The 20,254-nt window shown below is 43.2% G+C and carries 22 protein-coding genes; 4 read left to right on the top strand and 18 right to left on the bottom strand.

The window, feature by feature from the left end:
* Nucleotides 1-11 precede the first annotated feature (11 nt).
* Nucleotides 12-1,061 carry a tRNA preQ1(34) S-adenosylmethionine ribosyltransferase-isomerase QueA gene (gene queA, locus FHS68_RS24780; protein ID WP_167276464.1) on the bottom strand — a complete coding sequence of 350 codons (1,050 nt, stop codon included), beginning with the start codon at nucleotides 1,059-1,061 and terminating at the stop codon, nucleotides 12-14.
* Nucleotides 1,062-1,271: 210 nt separating this feature from the next.
* A complete protein-coding gene (gene accC, locus FHS68_RS24775; RefSeq protein ID WP_167276462.1) occupies nucleotides 1,272-2,777 on the bottom strand; it encodes an acetyl-CoA carboxylase biotin carboxylase subunit in 1,506 nt (501 codons plus the stop codon).
* A 186-nt stretch (nucleotides 2,778-2,963) separates the two neighbouring features.
* Here accC and FHS68_RS24770 point away from each other — a divergent pair, with 186 nt between their 5' ends.
* Both FHS68_RS24770 and FHS68_RS24765 read left to right on the top strand, forming a co-directional pair.
* Nucleotides 2,964-4,235 (top strand): aminotransferase class I/II-fold pyridoxal phosphate-dependent enzyme, encoded by a 1,272-nt coding sequence (locus FHS68_RS24770; protein WP_167276459.1) that lies wholly within the window; start codon nucleotides 2,964-2,966, stop codon nucleotides 4,233-4,235.
* A gap of 257 nt (nucleotides 4,236-4,492) precedes the next feature.
* Nucleotides 4,493-4,672: a BF3379 family histone-like protein gene (locus FHS68_RS24765; RefSeq protein ID WP_167276457.1), complete on the top strand. Its 180-nt coding sequence runs from the start codon at nucleotides 4,493-4,495 to the stop codon at nucleotides 4,670-4,672.
* A gap of 57 nt (nucleotides 4,673-4,729) precedes the next feature.
* Here the strand turns inward: FHS68_RS24765 and FHS68_RS24760 are convergent, their stop codons facing one another.
* The 3 genes from FHS68_RS24760 to FHS68_RS24750 form a co-directional block, all read right to left on the bottom strand.
* The gene (locus tag FHS68_RS24760) at nucleotides 4,730-5,143 is read right to left on the bottom strand and encodes a MaoC family dehydratase (RefSeq protein WP_167276454.1); all 414 of its coding nucleotides are present in this window, start codon (nucleotides 5,141-5,143) and stop codon (nucleotides 4,730-4,732) included.
* A gap of 72 nt (nucleotides 5,144-5,215) precedes the next feature.
* Nucleotides 5,216-5,587, bottom strand: coding sequence for an HPF/RaiA family ribosome-associated protein (locus FHS68_RS24755; protein ID WP_167276452.1), 372 nt, complete (start codon nucleotides 5,585-5,587; stop codon nucleotides 5,216-5,218).
* A 227-nt stretch (nucleotides 5,588-5,814) separates the two neighbouring features.
* Nucleotides 5,815-6,117, bottom strand: a complete 303-nt coding sequence (locus FHS68_RS24750) for a DUF4286 family protein (protein ID WP_167276449.1) — start codon at nucleotides 6,115-6,117, stop codon at nucleotides 5,815-5,817.
* Between the two features lie 88 nt (nucleotides 6,118-6,205).
* On the opposite strand from FHS68_RS24750, the gene FHS68_RS24745 reads away from it, so the two are divergent.
* Nucleotides 6,206-6,625: a cytochrome B gene (locus tag FHS68_RS24745; RefSeq protein WP_167276447.1), complete on the top strand. Its 420-nt coding sequence runs from the start codon at nucleotides 6,206-6,208 to the stop codon at nucleotides 6,623-6,625.
* A gap of 75 nt (nucleotides 6,626-6,700) precedes the next feature.
* On the opposite strand, the gene cysM is transcribed toward FHS68_RS24745, so the two are convergent.
* From cysM to FHS68_RS24680, 13 genes are all read right to left on the bottom strand, one after another.
* Complete coding sequence (gene cysM, locus FHS68_RS24740; RefSeq protein ID WP_167276444.1) at nucleotides 6,701-7,573, bottom strand: cysteine synthase CysM; 873 nt, start codon at nucleotides 7,571-7,573, stop codon at nucleotides 6,701-6,703.
* A gap of 87 nt (nucleotides 7,574-7,660) precedes the next feature.
* A complete protein-coding gene (locus FHS68_RS24735; protein ID WP_167276441.1) occupies nucleotides 7,661-8,872 on the bottom strand; it encodes an alpha/beta hydrolase family protein in 1,212 nt (403 codons plus the stop codon).
* 70 nt (nucleotides 8,873-8,942) lie between these two features.
* On the bottom strand, nucleotides 8,943-9,674 hold the full coding sequence (locus FHS68_RS24730) for an alpha/beta fold hydrolase (RefSeq protein ID WP_167276439.1): 732 nt from the start codon (nucleotides 9,672-9,674) through the stop codon (nucleotides 8,943-8,945).
* Nucleotides 9,675-9,741: 67 nt separating this feature from the next.
* A complete protein-coding gene (locus FHS68_RS24725; RefSeq protein WP_167276515.1) occupies nucleotides 9,742-11,460 on the bottom strand; it encodes an AMP-binding protein in 1,719 nt (572 codons plus the stop codon).
* Nucleotides 11,461-11,544: 84 nt separating this feature from the next.
* Nucleotides 11,545-12,036 carry a GNAT family N-acetyltransferase gene (locus FHS68_RS24720; protein WP_229212050.1) on the bottom strand — a complete coding sequence of 164 codons (492 nt, stop codon included), beginning with the start codon at nucleotides 12,034-12,036 and terminating at the stop codon, nucleotides 11,545-11,547.
* 50 nt (nucleotides 12,037-12,086) lie between these two features.
* Nucleotides 12,087-13,478, bottom strand: a complete 1,392-nt coding sequence (locus FHS68_RS24715; RefSeq protein ID WP_167276435.1) for a hypothetical protein — start codon at nucleotides 13,476-13,478, stop codon at nucleotides 12,087-12,089.
* A 77-nt stretch (nucleotides 13,479-13,555) separates the two neighbouring features.
* On the bottom strand, nucleotides 13,556-14,698 hold the full coding sequence (locus FHS68_RS24710) for a hypothetical protein (protein WP_167276432.1): 1,143 nt from the start codon (nucleotides 14,696-14,698) through the stop codon (nucleotides 13,556-13,558).
* Between the two features lie 97 nt (nucleotides 14,699-14,795).
* Nucleotides 14,796-15,404 carry a hypothetical protein gene (locus tag FHS68_RS24705; RefSeq protein WP_167276430.1) on the bottom strand — a complete coding sequence of 203 codons (609 nt, stop codon included), beginning with the start codon at nucleotides 15,402-15,404 and terminating at the stop codon, nucleotides 14,796-14,798.
* A gap of 11 nt (nucleotides 15,405-15,415) precedes the next feature.
* The gene (locus FHS68_RS24700; RefSeq protein WP_310588644.1) at nucleotides 15,416-15,958 is read right to left on the bottom strand and encodes a thermonuclease family protein; all 543 of its coding nucleotides are present in this window, start codon (nucleotides 15,956-15,958) and stop codon (nucleotides 15,416-15,418) included.
* A gap of 5 nt (nucleotides 15,959-15,963) precedes the next feature.
* Entirely contained in the window at nucleotides 15,964-16,320 is a 357-nt protein-coding gene (locus FHS68_RS24695; protein WP_374757534.1) for a hypothetical protein, read from the bottom strand.
* A gap of 52 nt (nucleotides 16,321-16,372) precedes the next feature.
* The gene (locus FHS68_RS24690; RefSeq protein WP_167276425.1) at nucleotides 16,373-17,605 is read right to left on the bottom strand and encodes a sulfite oxidase; all 1,233 of its coding nucleotides are present in this window, start codon (nucleotides 17,603-17,605) and stop codon (nucleotides 16,373-16,375) included.
* Nucleotides 17,606-17,831: 226 nt separating this feature from the next.
* On the bottom strand, nucleotides 17,832-18,623 hold the full coding sequence (locus tag FHS68_RS24685) for a ferritin-like domain-containing protein (RefSeq protein WP_167276422.1): 792 nt from the start codon (nucleotides 18,621-18,623) through the stop codon (nucleotides 17,832-17,834).
* A 27-nt stretch (nucleotides 18,624-18,650) separates the two neighbouring features.
* Complete coding sequence (locus FHS68_RS24680) at nucleotides 18,651-19,376, bottom strand: ferritin-like domain-containing protein (RefSeq protein ID WP_167276420.1); 726 nt, start codon at nucleotides 19,374-19,376, stop codon at nucleotides 18,651-18,653.
* 463 nt (nucleotides 19,377-19,839) lie between these two features.
* On the opposite strand from FHS68_RS24680, the gene FHS68_RS24675 reads away from it, so the two are divergent.
* The gene (locus FHS68_RS24675) at nucleotides 19,840-20,139 is read left to right on the top strand and encodes a PepSY-associated transmembrane domain-containing protein (RefSeq protein ID WP_167276417.1); all 300 of its coding nucleotides are present in this window, start codon (nucleotides 19,840-19,842) and stop codon (nucleotides 20,137-20,139) included.
* Nucleotides 20,140-20,254: the final 115 nt, after the last annotated feature.

The following is a 20,254-nucleotide window of genomic DNA, read 5'->3' as shown; positions in this document are numbered from 1 at the left end:
TGTGACGGCTGCTAAACGATCAGCATTGCGTCACCATATGTGAAAAATTTGTATTTCTCTTTAATAGCAAGATCATAAGCCTTCATGACCAGATCAAATCCACCAAACGCACAAGCCGACATTAACAATATCGATTCGGGAAGCTGGAAGTTTGATAGTAGCGAAGTTGCAATTTTGAATTCGTAAGGCGGGAAAACAAATTTATCCGTCCATCCTTCCACAGCTTTCAAATGTCCGCTCGCAGACACTGACGATTCAATTGCCTTTAGTGAAGTGGTACCAACAGCACAAATCCGCTTTTTACCATCTATGGCGGCATTCACGATTCCAGCACTTGCCTGTGTGATCCGATAATTCTCTGAATCGGTTTTATGTTTTGTCAAATCCTCCACATCCACAGTCCTGAAGGTACCCAGGCCTACGTGCAATGTAACAGGTGCAAAGTTTACGCCTTTGATTTCAAGACGTTTCATAATTGCTTTTGTAAAGTGCATTCCGGCAGTTGGAGCTGCTACTGCACCCACATGTTCTGCAAAAATGGTTTGGAAGCGTTCACGGTCAGAGGTTTCAACTTTACGGCGTGAAATAATTTCTGGGGGAAGCGGTGTTTCTCCCAGTTCATCCACCAATTTCATGAAAGCATCATTATCACCGTCATATAAAAAACGAATGGTACGCCCGCGTGAAGTAGTATTGTCAATGACCTCAGCAACAAGGTCGCTATCTCCAAAGTAAAGTTTATTTCCAACACGGATTTTACGCGCAGGATCAACAAGTACATCCCACAGACGCATTTCGCGGTTTAATTCGCGAAGCAGAAAAACCTCAATTTTAGCACCGGTTTTCTCTTTTTGACCGTAAAGTCGGGCTGGGAAAACTTTGGTATCATTTATGGCCATTACATCTCCGTCGTCAAAATAATTAATCAGATCGGCAAATGTTTTATGTTCAATTTCTCCTGATTTTCGATGAACAACCATGAGGCGGGATTCGCCGCGGTCAGAGGGATGAAGTGCAATTAAACTTTGGGGAAGATCAAACTTAAATTCGGATAGCTTCATAGCTGGATAACTTGGGAATGTCTTAAAGTCGTAGGATAATATTATTAAATGGAGATCGGTTGGAAGGGAGACATCTTATCAAAGAAAAACTGATCAGAAGAATACTTGCATACCATTGGCAAAATCTATAAATTTTAATAATTCAGCATTATAAAAATTTAAGACCGCAAAAGTACGGATTTTTGTGCGTAAATCCAATGACTTGTAATCTTATCCCGACTGTAACCGATTAGATTTCCATCGGGATTTATTCGGCAACTTCTCCTCACCCTGGATTACTTCGGCCTGCTGGACATTATCTCGGATTAAAGCAGAAATCAATGCGGCTAATGCTTGTGTTTCGGCATCCTGACTTGATTTCATCATATCCGGCTGAAAATGTTTCGATACAAAATTAGTGTCGAAACTGCCTGAAATAAAAGCTGGGTGTTTCATAACAAAACTGCAAAAAGGAAGGGTGGTCTCTACGCCGGAAATCTGGTATTCCTCAATCGCGCGGATCATTTTCTGGATGGCTTCTTCCCTGTTTTGTCCATAAGTGATGAGTTTTGCAATCATCGGATCATAGTAGATTGGAATGTCCATACCTTGTTCGAATCCGTCGTCGACCCTTACACCATTTCCATCCGGCTTTACATAGGTATGTAATCTTCCAACATCAGGCAGAAATCCGTTGGCTGCATCTTCTGCGTAGACTCTTATTTCTATCGAATGACCCTTGATCGTCAGCATTTCTTGCGTGATTGCCAGGGGTTTTCCCTCGGCAATGAAAATCATTTGTTTGACGAGATCAATGCCTGTGATCATTTCGGTGACCGGATGCTCCACCTGCAGCCGCGTATTCATTTCCAGGAAGTAAAATTTCTTGTCTTTATCCAGGATGAATTCCACCGTTCCCGCGCCATAATATCCGCAGGACCTGGCCACGTCCACCGCGCAACGGCCCATTTCCTCACGAATCTCGGGTGTTATCGAAATGGATGGGGCTTCTTCCACTACTTTCTGGTGCCTGCGTTGTATAGAGCATTCCCGCTCAAACAAATGAATGATATTTCCGTATTGATCGCCAAGTACCTGGATCTCAATGTGCTTGGGAGAGGTAATGTATTTTTCAATAAAAACAGATCCGTCACCAAAAGATGATTGCGCTTCACTTACAGCCCTGTCCATTTGCTCGTCGAACTCATCTTCGTTTTCTACAATCCGCATTCCCTTTCCCCCGCCACCCGCGCTGGCTTTAATCAGGATCGGATAACCGATTGAAGAAGCGACTTTCTTGGCCTCCTGTCTGTCATGAATGGCACTGGCGGTTCCAGGAACCATTGGAATGTTATACGCGGATGCAGCCTGTTTGGCGGCAAGCTTGCTCCCCATTATTTCAATGGCTTCAGGTGATGGCCCAATAAAAATCAGCCCGGCTTCCGTCACTTTTTTTGCGAATCCTGCATTTTCAGACAAAAATCCATAACCTGGATGAATTGCATCCACATTCAGATCATGACATACTTTTAGAATTTTTTCGATGTTAAGATAAGATTCTGATGATGGGGCGGGGCCGATGCAAACGGCTTCATCGGCATAGCGAACGTGTGGTGACTTGCGATCTGCTTCACTGAAAACTGCAACAGTTGCAATGTTCATTTCCCGCGCCGTGCGCATGATCCGCAAGGCTATTTCGCCACGGTTCGCAACGAGTATTTTTTTTATTGAATGCATGGAATGCCGTCTGTTTCTGGGTGGTAGAATATCAAAATAACCTTGTCGATAAAGGGTGTATTTTTATTATTTAACTAATTTACAATGCTTACCCGGGAACGTGATCTATTAAAGTAAGCGTATTTTCTTTAATTTTGCATTTATCTAACATTAGTAATCATTGTTACCCACATTAAACAGAAGAGAGTGGATATTTTCGAGAAACTGCGAAATAACTCAGGGCCGATAGGGACACCGGCAAAAATGCTCAACAGCCATCATTACTTTTCATTTCCAATGTTGGAAGGAGACTTGGGCCCACGCATGAGATTTATGGGACGTGAGGTGTTGAATTGGAGTCTTAATAATTATTTGGGCCTAGCTAATCATCCCGAAGTACGTCAGATTGACGCAGAAGCAGCTGCGAAGTGGGGTTTAGCCTATCCGATGGGCGCCCGGATGATGTCAGGAAATTCAACTTTACATGAGATTTTCGAGAAAGAGCTGGCTGAATTTGTAGGGAAAAAGGATGCTTTTCTTTTGAATTATGGATATCAGGGCATTATGTCCGCTATCGAATGCCTCTGCGATCATCGCGACGTGATTGTTTATGATGCTGAATCACATGCATGTATAATCGACGGGATCAGGCTTCATAAGGCGAAACTGGGAGAGTACTACAAGTTCAACCATAATGATATGGTAAGCCTGGAAAAAAACCTGATTCGTGCTACAAAGCTTGCGAATGAAAAAGGAGGAGGTGTTTTGGTCATCACTGAGGGTGTGTTCGGAATGTCAGGTAAAATTGGCGACCTGAAAGCGATTGCTGAACTGAAAAAGAAATATGATTTCCGTTTAATGGTCGACGACGCGCATGGTTTTGGTACGATGGGCGATACCGGAGCTGGTGTCGGCGAACTACTTGGCGTACAGGACGAAATTGACCTTTACTTCTCCACTTTCGCCAAATCAATGGCAGCGATCGGGGCATTCATTGCTTCCAGTGATCCAGATATCATCATGTTCCTTAAATACAATATGCGCTCTCAAACCTATGCAAAAGCACTTCCAATGCCCTATGTGGAGGGTTGCAGGAAGCGTCTGGAAATGGTGAAGACCATGCCGGAATTACGGTCCAAGCTTTGGGAGAATGTAAAAGCCATGCAGGACGGTCTGAGGAATCGCGGCTTCAACATTGGCGAAACCGAATCGCCTGTTACCCCGGTTTTTCTTCATAGCGAAGGCGGAGTGCCCGAAGTTACCCGTATGGTGAGGGATCTCAGAGAAAACATGGGTGTGTTTTGTTCAATCGTCGTTTATCCGGTTGTGCCAAAAGGCCAGATTATGCTGAGGATTATTCCAACAGCATCGCATACGCTTGATGATGTCGAATACACATTGAACGCTTTTACTACATTGGCGGAGAAATTGAAAAATCGGGTTTACCAGATTGAAGACGTGCAGGAAGTAGTTGAGTAAATAAAAATATGCATTTTTGCTTTCCAGAGGGCGTTTTTGAGAAACGTCCTCTTTTTTATTAAATTCTACATCAAATTCTATTCGAGCTAAGCTATTGATATCCAGTTAATTAAATGTTTGCAGTCGAATAATTGTATTTTAGAAGTGTTTTTTTTTGTTTTTTCAGTTGTGGAAATACTTTTAATTACTAAATTTCGGTCAAAACATGCGTTTTTAGCGTGTAAAAGGCATTTTTAAACTAAAAAACAAAAGAAAACATGGCAAGATTTGATGAAGTAAAAGATCTGATCCTTTCGCTTGAAGGAGATTTCGATAAGTTTTATGCCAAAGGTAATCAGGCCGCAGGTACTCGTGTCCGTAAAGGCATGCAAGATCTGAAAACATTGGCTCAGGATATTCGCGCTGAAGTTCAGAACAAAAAGAACGCAGACGAATAATTTAGGAAGCACACAAAAAATTTTTGAGGCCAGGTCGCAAGATCTGGCCTCATTATTTTAAAACTTTTCGCGATTGATCATCGTCGCCATGCCTCGCGTGGTAACCTTATTGGTCACCACATCAACGAGTTCGGTTGAAATATCCGCCATATGTTTTTCTTCATTAATGGATACGATCCGGAAAATGGCCTTATAATCAGTTTCCACAAACATAGGCCTCAGAAATTCCATCGTTTGCTTCACATAAATCGATCCGAAACCGGGAAATTGTGTTCCAAGGACTTTGGTAAATACAGTGGCCCCCAGCATTCCGTGAATAATAGGTTTTTTGAAAGAGGTAGTCGTAGCATATTCGGCATCAAGGTGAATGGGATTGTTATCTCCCGTTAAATCTGCGAAACGCTGTACCTCATCCTGAGTAAATTTGAATGCGTATTCAAACGAAGAATCAACAACAGGTTCTATTTGCATAATGATCATGATGATGTAAAACAAAAGAAGCCGCCCATCCGGACGACTTCCTCTGTTTTATGTATATGAATTTTAATCTTCTGTTTCTTCTGCCAAAACGATTACACCATCCGCTTCTCCATCAGTAACCTTAGGAGCCCTGGCGTTATTCCGCTTATCCTTAAATTTTTTAACCTGAATCTTTAGAGTATCTATTGCTAAATCAGTAGCTTCCTCAAAAGTCGTCCCCTGTTCTCTCACAAACATCGTACCACCCGGAACGTAAAGTTTTACTTCAAGAAGCTTAGTATGAAGCTTGGCATTATCACTTTTATCGAGCCTAAGGAATACCTCTCCACTTGTTATTCGGTCATAAAATGTATCCAGTTTATCTAATTTTTGCTGAATGAAAATCAACAATTTGGGATCGGCATCAAAATGAATTGCTTGCATCTGCAGTCTCATAAGCACATTGTTTTAAGGTAAAACATATTTCCATCCGCTGTCAAAACATCTGTGCCCCAATCCTGAATACCTTGGAATTTTGTAAAAACTAAGAATTTAGAACCTAAGAAAAGCATCAGATTTGCTTCAACGGTAAATTAAATAAAGGGAAATAATAACGCAATGTCAAGAAAACGCACGTGTTTTTGAAAGTATTTATTATGCACTTTAAAGGGGGCATTCGTAGGTCATGCGTCCTCTAAAAGTGTTCGGAAGGATACATATTTGCCAGCATACAACTCGTGGTGACGCTCCTGAAAATCAGCCTGATAATGCGTTTGATAGGCCAGGAAATCTTCCATAGTCAGGAAGCTGAACTGGGTTGTATAGGTCGAACCTTCATTGTCAATTTCGGTCAGCAGCCGGAGCAATTTGCATTCGAGAGGAACACCTGTGGATAGGATTTGAGGAATATGAATGGTCTTCATATAATGCAGCCAATCCTTTTCAGCATCGTAGCTAATATTGATCGTAATGTTGTAAATGATCATTTCTCTGGTGGAATATAAGTAGTGGGCAAATATCTGCTTAATATCTTAATTTTGCTTGCTTGTACTTATTCACCATATCTTATCCATTATGAATGCTCTTTTACGTGCCCACTCGGGACTTCGCTATGTAGTATTGGGACTTTTAATCGCGGCCATTTTTGTGGCCTATTCCAATTGGAAAAGCGGCAAAGATGGAGACAGCAAAATATACCTGTTTGCCTTAATCGCAACTCATACCCAGCTGCTGATCGGATTAGTACTTTATTTTATGAGCCCGAAGGTCGATTTTAAACAACTTAAAGTAGATGTTTTCAGGTTCTATTCGATTGAGCACGTGTTAATGATGGTCATTGCCATCGTACTCATCACAATAGGACGATCACGTTCCAAGAAAATGGTGGGAGCCGATAAGCATCGGACAGTGCTCTATTTTTATGGAATGGCGCTTGTTATCATTTTGGTTGCTATCCCCTGGCCATTCAGGAACCTCGGATCAGGATGGTTTTAAGGCAGATGGCAGTCGGTTTCGGCGATCGGTTTATTTTCTGAAAAAGGCCGATTGCCGACGGCTGATGTTTTAATGCTATCCAAACAAATCACTTGAAAGATAACGGTCTCCCCGGTCGCAGATGATAAAGACGATAACGCCTTCTGTGAGTTCTTTTGCAAGCTGAATAGCTGCCCAAGCGGCTCCTCCACTACTCATACCGGCAAAAATGGCCTCCTCCCTCGCAAGTTTTCGGGTCATCATCACCGCGTTTTCCTGGGTGACTTCCATTACCCTGTCCACGCGTTCTCTTTCAAATATTTTCGGTAAATAAGCAAAAGGCCATTTTCTTATGCCAGGAATGCTCGACCCATCTGTTGGCTGGCAGCCAACAATTTGTATGTCATTGTTTTGTTCCTTCAAATAACGGGATACACCCATAATGGTGCCGGTGGTGCCCATGGCCGAAACAAAATGCGTAATTTTCTGATTGGTATCCTTATAGGTTTCCGGGCCGGTCGTGCGATAATGTGCTTTCCAATTGTCGGGGTTAGCGAATTGGTTCAGCATGAAGTAATGATCAGCAGAGGCTTTCTCATCCGCAAAATCCCTGGCACTCTCCATGTTTTCGGTTAAAATGACCGTAGCACCGTAAGCCTCCATGGTAAGAACCCGCTCTTTGGTGGAACTTTGCGGCATGATCAACTCTATTTCCAGATCAAACAAACGAGCGATCATTGCTAATGCAATGCCAGTATTTCCGCTGGTTGCCTCGATCAGCTTCATGCCCGGTTTTATTTCCCCACGATCCAATGCACCCTTGATCATACTGAAAGCGGCACGGTCCTTCACACTTCCGCCAGGATTATTCCCTTCCAGTTTTCCGAAAATCTTTACGTTTGGATTGGGGTTTAGCTTTTGTAATTCAACGAGCGGAGTGTTACCGACTAGATCAAGCAGTGAGGACATTGGATAAAAATTCTTGTTGCAAAAATTAACAACAGAATAGAAAGAATAGTTACTCTACTCGGGTGATGGATTGCAAATATAGGCTAATTACTTTGTTGAAGTAAAAAATGCCAGGGTGCCAGCAAGGAAGGTCACAATAGAACTTCCATGATCGCCTCCCGGAATGGTAATCAACTGAATATCCGTCGCGCCCAATCCCTTCATGGTCGTATAAGCTTTTTGAGAATTGAAGTAAAAAACCAATTTATCTGCGTCGCCGTGAAATAGCCGCGTAGGGGTTTTTGGTTTCCAGTTATAAACATCATTGTCGCCGATCGCATCTATAAAGCCTTTATCAGTACCATCATTAAGCCCTTTTTTAAACGAGTCATTCAGAATGGTGTCGAAACTCTTGTTAATGTTGGTACTTGTACCGGTGCTGGAAATCCAACCATCGTAAGGAGCTTTAAAGTAGTAAGAGGTAGGACGATTGAGTTTATAAATTTTGTCGTAGGTCAGTAAAACCCAGAGATATAGCGAATTGTAAGACGGGATTCCATGCGTCCCGCTATTGATAATGTATTTCATGAAGGCCGTTTTGTCGTACGCTCCGGCCCCGCAGCTGGATGCTCTCAGATTAAACTCGGCCGACGCCTCCTCTTCTATTTTTTTCTGAAGCGACATCGTGGCGTATCCGCCTTCGGAATAACCCGCTACATATAATTTTTCATCCCATTTCACCGCCGTCTGGCCTTTCAGGAATTCCTTTGCTGCACGTAACATATCCAGAGTTGCCGACGCAAGGCTTGCCCTGTGCTCATAAGGATGTGGATAATCTTTGGAAGCGCCGTAACCAATGTAGTCCGGATAAGCTATGATATAGCCCATTGAACCAAATAAAGAACCGAAAGATGCAGCCTCACTGTTCTCGCCAAAATTGGACGGGGCGGATGCATCGTCGCGGATGGTACCATGCTGAACGCTGATCATGGACGCAGGCAGATCCGTAATTGGAAGGATCAATGCGCCGGATGCCGTAATATCGGCGCCATCGATATTCTTGGTTTTATAGGTGATCTTATAAACTTTCACACCATTTTTAACATAACCAGCCAGCAGTGGATTAAGCGCATTGGCCTTTTGGCTAACCTGATCTTTTGAAAGTTCGGTAATGGCAGTGTTCTCCTGCAGATATTTGTTTTCCTCGACAGGATCAACAGGAGCAGGATTATCTGTATTGCAGGAATTGAGTAAGAGAAGGCTCCAGAGAAGCAGAAACGAAATATTTCTCAGATATAGGAGAGAAGTAAATTTTTGCATAGGTCAAATTACAGGTCAACGTCCGGGATACATAACGAACGCTGACCAGTTTTCGATGATTAATTATTAGTTAAATTTTACTCATATACCAGTTGATCATCCGGGCGGTTGCATCCGGTCGCTCCACCATGCCTAAATGTCCAGCTTCTGCAAGAATAAACGGATAGCTTTGCTTGGGGTAATCCGACAAGCTAATTACACTTTCGAATGGAATCAGTTTGTCCTGCATCCCGATAATAAATAAGACTGGAAATGGCAGTGAAGTTAAAACAGCCGTCCGGTCGGGGCGGTTGCGCATTGCGATCATACCCGCAATGAGTGCATCAGCAGGAAGCTTTCCAAAAGTTGAAATGTGCGCATTGACATTTTCGGGATAGAGTTCTTTGTACCGATCACCGAACATATTGGGGGCGGAGTTCTTTATGAAAGAGGCTGACCCGTGATTTCTTAGCAGATCCGCCATTTTATTTCGCTGCTGTTTTTTCGACTCATCATCCGCAAAGGCAGTGGAGTGAAATAAGCCAAAACCTTCGAGCATATCGGGATACTTTTCGGCAAATGCGAGGGCAATGTAACCGCCCATCGAATGCCCGATCAATGTGCATTTGGTGATCGTGGTGTTGGTCAGAAGCCGGTGAAGTTCATCAGCATAATCCTCCACGGACTGACAAAAAGTGAATAGCGAAATATTAGGTCTTACAATGGTAAAGTACTCGTTCAGAGCGGCATCTACACTATCCCAGATGGTATCATCCACGCCATGGCCATGCAATAAGACCAGTGTTTTCCGGTGTAAATTCATATATTTTGGCTTTCAAGGTTGAGAACTTGTTTGCCTAAATATACATAAACCTGATACCAGTTTTCCCTTAATGGCCAACTTTCGCCATTTCTTCCTCGCGAAGTGCACGCCTTAAAATCTTACCCACATTGGTTTTAGGCAATTCGGCCCGGAACTCAATTTTCTTCGGACATTTATAAGCTGTGAGGTTTTCTTTGCAAAAAGCCCTGATCTTTTCTTCGGTAAGTTCCGGGTCTTTCTTCACTACATATATTTTCACCATCTCTCCTGATTTCTCATCTGGAATGCCAACGCAAGCCACTTCCATAACGCCCGGACATTGCGCTACAACGTCCTCCACTTCATTGGGATAAACATTGAAACCGGAAACCAGGATCATATCTTTCTTTCGGTCGACGATCTTGAAAAATCCATCTGTATCTTCTATTCCAATGTCTCCAGTTTTGAACCATCTGCCGCTCGCGTCTTCCAGGAAAACCTTGGCAGTTTCATCCGGGCGGTTGTAGTAGCCTAGCATAATTTGCGGGCCTTTTGCACATATTTCACCCTTTTCACCAACAGCCGCCCAGGTTTCGTCATCGAGCAATATGCGCATTTCCGTGCTTGGAAAAGGCAGTCCGATGGTGCCGCCTTTATGATGGCCATCGAGCGGGTTAACCGATAAAACCGGTGCAGTTTCCGATAATCCATATCCTTCTACCAATGGACAACCAGTCACTTTTTCCCAGCGTTCCGCAACGATTTTTTGTAATGCCATGCCACCCGCTATCGTGATTTTGAGGTCTTCGAAGTCGATGCTCGCAAAATCAGGATTATTTAACAACCCATTGAACAGCGTATTCAGGCCCGTAAAAATATTGAAACGGAATTTTTTCAGCTCTTTCACAAATGCCGGCATGTCCTTAGGATTGGTAATCAGTACGTTGAGGCCACCCCACCTGACCCCGCATAATGCATTGATAGTCAATGCAAACACATGGTATAACGGTAAAGCTGCGATCAGTGTAAGCTGGCCAGATGTTTTTGCATTTTTCATTTTCGACATTAGCCATTCATTCGTCCCTTCTACATTCGCAATGAGGTTCCTGTGCGTAAGCATTGCTCCTTTTGATACACCAGTTGTTCCTCCTGTATATTGAATAAAAGCCAAGTCCAAGCCGGACACATGCGGACGTTTATAGGTAAGTCCTGAACCAATTGACAACGCAGTTGCAAAACTGGTAGCTTTACTTATGTGAAAGGGAGGTACCAGCTTTTTGACGTATTTGACTACCGCATTCACGACAAGCTTTTTAGGAAAGCCAAGCAAATCCCCGATTTCACTGATGATGATATGCTGAATGTTGGTGTTAGCAATGATCTTTTCAAGATTCGCAGCAAAGTTGGCAAGGATGACAATGGCCTTCGCACCGGAATCCTTAAACTGATGCTGCATTTCCCTCGGTGTGTAGAGCGGATTTGTGTTAACGATTATTAATCCTGCGCGAAGCGCTCCCATCATAGCAACCGGATATTGAAGCAGATTGGGCATTTGAATCGCAATGCGATCACCTTGCTGCAAACCAATGCTTTGTAAATAAGCAGCAAAATTTCTGGAAAGAATATCCAATTTTCCGAAAGTGATTTCCGTGCCCATGTTCGTATAGGCAGGCTTTTCCCCATTCTCTTTGAAACTGATCTCCATCATTTCCAGAAGAGAAGCGTAGGCATCCGGATTAATTTCATACGGTATGCCTTCCGGATAGTTTTTAAGCCATGGATAAGAATCCTTTGATATTGCGACCATCATTTACAGTGACAAGGGTACGGAATGTTGCTTTCAGAAAATCAATTTAAACAATTAAGACAAAATTTTATTAATTCAGTACAATTATTTTTTGACAATTTCCCATCGCCACAATAACCCTTCTTCGGGATCATTCACGTCCTCAATCTGTGCAAAACCGATTTTTTCAAGGATACGGGCAGAGGCATTCTCTTCTGCAAGGGTATGTGCTGAGACTTTCCTGACAATGTTATGCGTAAATGCATGATCAAGAAGCCCTTTTGCGGCTTCTGTGCCGAGGCCAATGGTACGATGTGTAGGCATGATCTCGTAACCGATTTCTACCATTCCGTTTGCATCCGGCTCGCCCTTGTACCCGCAGGATCCGATCAATTGATTATCAGGAAGGTATATAACAAGATAAACCCACCAGTCTCTAAGGGGAGGGTGGGCTTTCCAGCGGTGATAGGAGGGAGTAAACGTGTCGCGAAATTCAGTCCACTTCTTAGGGACATTGACGCCCATAACGCGTGCCAGCGTATTATTTCCCATGCGGATCGCATCATAAAGCGTATCATCGCAGGGTACTAGTCTCAATCGGGGGGTTTCAATCATAAATGGTGAAATCAGCCCCCCAATTTAAGAAACTATGAATTGTTTTCGTCAAAACGATCAGTAATTGCCTTCCGGATCGCCTGATGCGGGCGCATTCCCGAACTCTTAGTCCTTGGAACTGCCCGATCAGCAGTAGCATTGGAGCGCGCTCTCAAAGCCAAATTGGAAACGGTCAGATGACTATCGCGCCAGGAATCATATTCTTCTTCGCTCATGACATCCCTACTGACCTTTCCATGTGCATATCCATCTCCAAAGGATTGAATTCGGCTATCTGTCAAAGTTTGCTTACGTTCATTTTCCAATGTATCGATCTCAGCCTTGATCGAGGCTTCTTCTTCCCGAAGTTCTTCAAGCTTTGGCATGACAGCAATGTCGTTTTCGAAAATGCTTTTTTGCGTCATATGCTGAGTAAGTGAAGGTTGTAAAGCCTCAATTTGTTTCAGAATGCGCTTTCTTCTGCGTCTTAACCTTCCCAGCTTCGGATCAATCTGCAGCCATCGGTACCAAAAGCCCTGCAAAACGGGAAGCGCCATCCCCAATGAAACTGCACCGGCAATAGCAAATAGTACCCCACTTAAAACGAAGGAAAGTAACGCCCAAGGGCTGTTGACAAGATCCAGGTTAAGTTGGTCAGAGTTCCGCAATGCTTCCTCAATTTTATTGGTAAGCTCCGGGCTGTTGATTGGCGCACCTGTCAATGGATCAACCGCATTCAGCTGAAGATTTTTCACCGACTTATTGATGGCCTCTTTCAGTTTATCTGTCCTGTAAGCTTCATACCTGAACCAGCCGAGGATGATCAGGGTAACAATCGCAAAGATGGACAAAGTCAGCTTAAAGCCTGCATATCGAGATCTTGCTTTTGGGGACTCATCCTTATGATAGGGTTCCTCAACCAAACGGTCGTATGCTGGTTTCAACAGGATGGATAACATTGCTAAACCAATCGCAAATGCCCACGCTTCATTGCTATTCCGGATATTAAGTGCATAAGCCACAATTTCATGGGAAATAATCAAGTCACCTGCGATAAAGGAAATACCTGCAGCCAGGAAAATCAATCCCGCGATCAAAGAATAGGAAGGAGCCTTTGCTAACCGCCTTTCTTTAAGCTGTCCCGCTTCTATATCGATGTCGGTGACAGAAGTTTCCAGGTTCCGCATTTGCCCGGCGGCATTATTGAGCCCCATGACCTCATTCTGCAGCTTATCATAAGCAATTTTATGCTGCTGTGTCGCTTCCTGAACTTTGCTTTTCAATGTAATAAGCTCTTCTCTTTTCGAGTTAAGCCTTTCCTGAATCCAGTCGTGGTTTACGTCGCTGGACAAAAATGATTCGTATACTTCGCGGTCGATTCCCTCGATTCCTCTGGTATAACCCCGTTGGTAATCACCGCTTTCGTTTGGAGTTTGCTCGTTCATGACCTCTTTTTTTGGTTGATCGATGTAAAATATTGTAAAAACCGCGCCATTGGATGTGTCGCAGTCAAAATGAAAGGTTATTTGCTACCCCTTTGGATCAGGTTCAGCTGGCGTGTTGTAAGCTCATTTTTCATCCTTCTGGCCAGATAGAACTCACTTTCGAAAAGTTTGATAAGCATATCTCTTTTGGCATAAAGGCGGTCACGCTCGGTTTCTGAGCCGCTTTGTTCGCGTAATATTTGCCATTTTTTGACCCTTAATTCATCAATTTCACTCTGCAGGCTCTGGCATTCAGACTCCCAATTGAAGTTGTTATCGGTAAAATCCTGTTGATCCTTCCTGATATTGAACCAGGATTGCAGGTCGTTTCGCAGAACCGTGATATTACTAAGTAAAAGTTTGCCTGCAAAAAGGAAGAGGAAGAAGACAAAAATGAAAAGCGCAAATGCCTGCCACCAGGTTTGATACGTAATGACATTAGCGAATACAAATAAGGCTGTCGCAAAAGGTAAACCTACTTCTTCCAATAAGGCCTTCCAGGTAACCCGTGATTCGGTATCATGAAAAAGCGAGATCCGGCCAAATAAGCTGAACATACCAGCCAGAAAGACGCCAAGCGCAATCCACGAATTGTCGTTGAATACGGGTTTTAATGATTCCCTTATCAAGAAGAAATTTCCTATGCACATGGCAATGCAGAGGGTAATGCCAATGAGCGTTCGGGGTAAATGATGCTCCTGTTCAGTGCGGCTTGCAGGATTTTTTAGCTTTTCCTGCAATTCCTCAATGCGGTTGTTTTTTTGGCCAATAAAGAGGTTTAGTTCCTGGATCCTTTCATTTTGCTCTTCAACGTTTGCAATGTGGCCGGCTGCAAGATTGGAAAAATACTTCTGGATGATGTCCGTTTTCTCGTTCGGGTCAGATTCTGAAAGACCAAAAAGAACGCCCTCGTCGCGAAGCGTATCTTCGTCTTCCAACCAGTAGGGAATCATGATTTCAATTTTGGCATTTTCCTGGGTTTCAGGAACAGGCTGCTGCTCGGCTATCCGAGCAGAAATTGGCAGATTTTCGTTGAAGGCAGCTGGGAGTACGTGAGGGGTAATTTGGGTAGAAGGAACAAAATGTTCCGGCGTCTCAACAGCCTCATCATCATAGTATTGGTCTTCGTCTGATTGTTTTGGACGAAATAGGCTGGCAATAAATTCTGTCAATTTGGCCATAGGATTTCATGGGTTAGCCTGCGATTATCCATGAAAACAGGGAACATAACTACATTATTGTGACGATCGGCTACTAAAAAACGTAACGCGCTCTGAATTAGGACATTTCAAACATCTTCTGTAATGCTTGCCAGAGTTTTTTCTTGAGATTACGGTCTGCTTCAATTACCACCAACGGATCGGTTAACAGAAACCATATTCCATCGACAAGCTTAGGGGTATAGGGTGCTAGTAACAAGTCAAGGTGCAGCCGGATCAGCGGAACCCCAAAGGTGATGAAGAAATGGGTTTTCTTTTCGGAAAGCACTTTTCTCGCATCCTGGGTAGGTAAAAAACTGAAATTTAAAACATCAGTAGTTTCAACAGCATGACCAACTGCTTTAAGAATGTTGTCGAGAAACAAAGCTTCAGAAACAAGCATCCCCTGCTGTTTCGGCTCATCCAGCAGGATAAGTACCTTATGTTTTAAAGTTGGGAAAACTTGCTGTGCAATATTTGGAACTACCTCAGGACGGCTTGGGGTGACATCAGGTTTACGCTGTACTTCCAAAACAGCAGCAGCCGGTTGAAGTAGTTTTTCATTCTCTCCGGCAAATTCCGGCGTTTTAACATGCGTTTCTTCCAATTCCTTTATGACAGGCTCTGCCAATTGAAACAGCGTCTCATTTTGGTAAAGGATTTGAAAAAATGCAGCAGAATTGTTCATTGTTCTAATCATTATGACTTACCCAGGAATATTCCTGACTGGCTCCACATTCCTTTTCTCTGCCTCCTCGCGACGATCTCTAAATTGGAATATTCTATGTTATTGGAGTACTTTTTGAAATGAACAGCCAAGCCATTCTTTACAAGTTCTTTATTCAATATGTTCCCGTCTGGGAGAACGACCTCACCGAGTAACCTCCCGTATTTATCAAAATTTCCAGCATGTTTGATCCGGACAATCCGTCGGAAGCATTTTTGACTGGCAAATTGTTTAGCCACTTTGTAAAACGAGCGGCCGCGTTCGGGACAATTGACATGAAGCAACCTGATCCGTAAGGGCTTGCCCATGCGATGACCTGCTTTTTTCCCTGAAAACAGAAACTTCAGTTCGATTGTATCTCCGTCCTGAATCCCGATTACCTCGGCTCTTAACACATCAGGCAAAACGCTACTGACCGGGATCTGGTAGTTTAAGTCGAATGGCGTGTTTGCTGATCCAACAGTTATCGGCAACCAAAGGAAAATAATGGCAAAAATGGTACTGTAAGTCTTCACACAACTCATTTCTGATCCAACTTGTACCACTTAATGTTTTTCAAAGGCGCTCTCCTGGCAATGCCAACGGTAGGGCTATAATTTTTTTCGAGGTAATCCAGCACTTGTTTCTCTGTTTCGCCCAAATCCCAAAGGTTATGCTTAGCCTGCATCCACCGTATTTTCTGTTTCCATCCATCTCTCGTAAAGCGGTTTTGGATAATCAGTTTGGATGAATGGCAGCTGATACATTGAGCTTTCACCATTAAGAGGTTAGGATCTGAAATGAGGCCGGTTTCAGCGTCTATCTTTAATGTATCAGCGACAATCGAAAAAGATTTTGAAGGAGCGTTAATAGAATTTTTGGTCATAACATTCGACATCAAGCAAACTCCCAGCGACACAAGTATTAATATCTTCATGGTATCCTTCATATTAACCTACTTTAACAGCGATCCTTTCGCAGGAATTGTTCAAATATCCGCCCGGATTCCAGGCAGGCGTTACCATGGGCTGCGCATTGCCTTTTGCATCCGTCGCACGGACCCAAACTTCATAATAGCCTTTGGCAGGAAATTTCATTTTTGTATTCCAATGCTGCCACGCAAGCCGATTGGCCGGCGCTTCCAGTTTGCATTCCTTCCAGGTTGCGCCATAATCGATGGAAACTTCAATTTTTTTAACAGCCAGATCTCCCGCCCATGCGTGGCCACGTAAAGCCAATTCTGTTTCCGGAGCAATCATTGCCCCGGATTTGGGATAAGTAATCAGGGATTTGACAGGCATGGATTCAATAATCTTAAAATATTGATCGGTCTGTGGGACGTCTTCTCCGGGCGCTACCGGATTTTTTGGCATTTTGTAACTGTGCCCATCCATTTTAGCACCATCATGAACCTTATTTCTAACCGATATCCCGCTAAGCCATTTTCCGGACACGGAAGCAGGCCAGCCTCCAATAACCAATCTCAAAGGATAACCATGAAATTCAGGAAGTTGTTTGCCATTTAATTCCCAGGCGAGCAGGGTTTCATCTTCCATTGCCTTTGCAATAGGAACGCCTCGCGAAATGGATTCTTTTTTAGGATCCTTGCTTAGGTGTAAATCTTTGCTGTGATAGCCAATGTAAACGGCATCGCCTTTCACACCTACTTCCGCCAGAACGTCTTTCAGGCGAACGCCCGTCCATGACGCGCAGTGCACAGCACCCTGCCCCCACTGATTTCCGGAAGCCTGGGGCTGAAAACCCGACCGGCCATTTCCACCACATTCAAGGACAAGTTGGTAAGTATAATGTTTGAAGCGTTTTTTTAAATCGGCAAGGGTGTAGGTTTTAGATTCATTCACCGATTCGCCGTCGATGGTCAGAGTCCAGGTGTTTGTGTCGATTTTTTCAGGAACCAGGCCGTTGTTACGAATAAACATTTTCTCAACAGGCGTGATCTTATCGTCCAGCAAATGGACCGGCGATTCTACATTCCACGGCTTATCTCCCTGAACGATCATTTCCGTGCTTTTCCCTTTTAAAGCATCGCCCTCATCCAAAAGCCTTGGCAAATAATTGTCCGGGATTTTGTTAGCAAAAGCAATATTGCTGCTGATTACGGTACCTATTGCGGCCATGCCGCTATGTTTTAGAAAAACTCTTCTGTTCAGGGCGGGCCTCATTAGCAGGTTGCGGAAAATAGGTGTAACATGAGTGTCAAATTTACATAAACGATATTTGTTAACCACCCATTGATCCTGCCTTCTGAAAAATTTGGGACAAAAAAAGAGGTTGCCGGAAAGGCAACCTCTTGTGATTTACAGAATAGTGTGTACAACACTCAGAACATTACGCTCACTTAAAAAAGTGTATGTATACGTTCAACAGGGAGAATTTACAATAATGCTATTATGCTTTGATGAATGGTCCTGCAATTGCAAGTACCGCTTCTTTCGTCAAAGGCTCGTCGAATGCTTCGGTGACAGCAGCATCGCTTTTCGATGCCAGACCTTTAAGGTCTTTACCACCCTGCATCATATTTTCTTCTCCTGCATAAATCGCAGGAACTGCACCTTCTTTGCCGGTAATCCAACCTTTCATAGCTGGGTTAGCAGTTACAGTAGCAGCTAGTCTACGGGTCATTGCAGCATGGCGCGCTTCCACAGAGTGAACTTGCAATGCATATTCAAGAATCTGAGGATCAGCCAGTAATGCGCCAGCTTGTCCTTTATAAGCTCTTACGCCGGTATCTTCTAATGCGCTCGAAACAGTCACAAATGTTTTATAATTTGTAAATACATCAGCGAATGCGCCACCATATTTGAAGTCAAAAGTAGGCTTAGCGATTGCTTTTGCACCCAGTGCTTTCACAAGAAATGCAACGTGCTGCGTTTCGTGCTTACCTATCTGCGTGAAAATCACCTTATCCGATGCAGGGATCAAATTGGCTGCCGCGTTACCTGCTTTATAGAATTCATCTTCCAGGTATTCAAGCGTCAATGCGTAGTTAAGTACGTCAATAGCTGCTGCTGATTGTGCAAATGCCTTGTTAACGACCGAAGCAAAGAAAGTAGGAACCGCAACCTGTGCAACCTTACTCCCTATTCTGTTCATGAAATGACGGCGGGTTGCAAATTCCATACGTCCTAGTGCGTCCCCATCAATTCTTTGAAAATCATCTATTATTTTGAAAATATCCATTGTTTCTAATTCAGATTAATGTTGAAATTATTTACCCACATTGGCTCCTGTGATAGAATCCGTTACATAACCCTTTACAGCTGCAAGGATATCGGCAGGTGCAACAGCTTTGTCCATACCATTGGCGTCTAAAATGTCGTCTCCGGCAAAATCAGCTGATTTTGGATTAATAAGGTCACGGATAACAGAAGCGTGACGGGCTTCAACCGAAACAATTTTTCCGGCAAGCAGCAAGTAGCCACCATCTTTAAGAAGCTTGCCTGCACCATTGTACGCAGCAACACCAGTGTCTTCAAATAGTTTAGCTGCGCCTAATACTGCATCTCTTTTTGTGAAGTCAATGGTAGCGAAATTTGGGGTGAGACCTTTGATCGCCTTATCTCCCAATGCAGCCTTGAAAAAATCGCGGTGAATTACTTCGTGGTCACGAATGTCAGTAAGGATTGCCCTTTCTGCATCTGTAATACCTGCGTATGGCGTTGCGATAACCTGAGTATAAAATGCAGCTTCTAATTGTTCAAGAGCGTATGCATAGTTTAAAACCCCAATGTCACCTGAACCCAGATCAACTGCGTCACCTGTTCCTGGAATCATTGGATCGGGATCATCATCGTTGCAAGCAGCACTTATGACAATGGTTCCCAGGGATGTAGCCAGTCCGGCGGAGCGCAAAAACAAACGTCTGTTAACGACTGACGTGATTTCCCCATCCTCTTTACCGGAATTGTTCTTTGATTTTACTAATCTGTTCATAGCAATAGTGGTTACTAAGTCTCTTCTCGTTCGTCGAAAAGATTATTTGATGAGACCTACGACCTTATTTTTGCTTTAGATCAGAAATGAAAAGAAAAATGGCTTTTTTGATTTGCAGAAGGCATTAAAAAAACAAAAAGAGCCTATTTCTAGACTCTAAATGCTTTCAGACTAACCGATAACATATATCAAATAACGTTGAGCAAAAATGCGATAGGGGAAGTTAACTCAATGGATGTATAGTGTAAAATATATGTTGATTTGTAGCAATTGTACGACAAAAATATTCGCAACTATTTTAATTCAAATATAATGGATAATGTTTCGTTGCCGAAATATAAATCAAAAAAATTTTGAATTTTTTTGAGGTGCATCGATATCCTATCGTTAATTGAGGTATTAACTTAGTAAAATTCTGATGTTTGATATAACTTAGAGTCAGCTTACCATCCATATCAAACTTATGAAACGTACAATTCTGGCAATCGCTTTATTAGCCTTAACCGGTTCGGCACTCTCAGCGAAGCCATTGCAAGCATATCTTATCAGCCAATATAATGATGCAGACAAGGTTGCGGTAAGACCGGAGGATTTGCCCGAAGCATTAAAATCAACACTTGCTGCGGAATATCCCGAGTGGAAAGTGAGCAGCGCTTTTCTGGTCATCAGGGAGAATAATGCGCAGTATTATGAAGTCAATATCAAAAAAGGAGAGGAATCAACGACCTTAAACCTGGATAAGTACGGAAAGAAACTTGACTAGGATCTGCGCTGAAAAATCTTGGTTTTCGCAACCTTAAAAGCCGGAGATTTCTCCGGCTTTTGGCTTTTGCTTTTATAATTTTACATTTACCTGCTCGTTAGTAAATATTTATTTC

The sequence above is a fragment of the Dyadobacter arcticus genome (assembly GCF_011762185.1).
Lineage (GTDB): Bacteria > Bacteroidota > Bacteroidia > Cytophagales > Spirosomataceae > Dyadobacter > Dyadobacter arcticus.
Note: the sequence above shows the minus strand (reverse complement) of the source record. Positions and strands in the feature narration are given on the sequence as shown.

Coding starts and splice junctions, on each gene's coding strand:
- accC (WP_167276462.1), bottom strand. CDS start 2,777: ATGCATTCAATAAAAAAAATACTCGTTGCGAACCGTGGCGAAATAGCC.
- queA (WP_167276464.1), bottom strand. CDS start 1,061: ATGAAGCTATCCGAATTTAAGTTTGATCTTCCCCAAAGTTTAATTGCA.
- FHS68_RS24730 (WP_167276439.1), bottom strand. CDS start 9,674: ATGAATTTACACCGGAAAACACTGGTCTTATTGCATGGCCATGGCGTG.
- cysM (WP_167276444.1), bottom strand. CDS start 7,573: ATGTCCTCACTGCTTGATCTAGTCGGTAACACTCCGCTCGTTGAATTA.
- FHS68_RS24710 (WP_167276432.1), bottom strand. CDS start 14,698: ATGGCCAAATTGACAGAATTTATTGCCAGCCTATTTCGTCCAAAACAA.
- FHS68_RS24750 (WP_167276449.1), bottom strand. CDS start 6,117: ATGATCATTTACAACATTACGATCAATATTAGCTACGATGCTGAAAAG.
- FHS68_RS24745 (WP_167276447.1), top strand. CDS start 6,206: ATGAATGCTCTTTTACGTGCCCACTCGGGACTTCGCTATGTAGTATTG.
- FHS68_RS24675 (WP_167276417.1), top strand. CDS start 19,840: ATGAAACGTACAATTCTGGCAATCGCTTTATTAGCCTTAACCGGTTCG.
- FHS68_RS24755 (WP_167276452.1), bottom strand. CDS start 5,587: ATGAGACTGCAGATGCAAGCAATTCATTTTGATGCCGATCCCAAATTG.
- FHS68_RS24735 (WP_167276441.1), bottom strand. CDS start 8,872: ATGCAAAAATTTACTTCTCTCCTATATCTGAGAAATATTTCGTTTCTG.
- FHS68_RS24760 (WP_167276454.1), bottom strand. CDS start 5,143: ATGCAAATAGAACCTGTTGTTGATTCTTCGTTTGAATACGCATTCAAA.
- FHS68_RS24680 (WP_167276420.1), bottom strand. CDS start 19,376: ATGAACAGATTAGTAAAATCAAAGAACAATTCCGGTAAAGAGGATGGG.
- FHS68_RS24705 (WP_167276430.1), bottom strand. CDS start 15,404: ATGAACAATTCTGCTGCATTTTTTCAAATCCTTTACCAAAATGAGACG.
- FHS68_RS24725 (WP_167276515.1), bottom strand. CDS start 11,460: ATGGTCGCAATATCAAAGGATTCTTATCCATGGCTTAAAAACTATCCG.
- FHS68_RS24765 (WP_167276457.1), top strand. CDS start 4,493: ATGGCAAGATTTGATGAAGTAAAAGATCTGATCCTTTCGCTTGAAGGA.
- FHS68_RS24695 (WP_374757534.1), bottom strand. CDS start 16,320: ATGTCGAATGTTATGACCAAAAATTCTATTAACGCTCCTTCAAAATCT.
- FHS68_RS24685 (WP_167276422.1), bottom strand. CDS start 18,623: ATGGATATTTTCAAAATAATAGATGATTTTCAAAGAATTGATGGGGAC.
- FHS68_RS24715 (WP_167276435.1), bottom strand. CDS start 13,478: ATGAACGAGCAAACTCCAAACGAAAGCGGTGATTACCAACGGGGTTAT.
- FHS68_RS24690 (WP_167276425.1), bottom strand. CDS start 17,605: ATGAGGCCCGCCCTGAACAGAAGAGTTTTTCTAAAACATAGCGGCATG.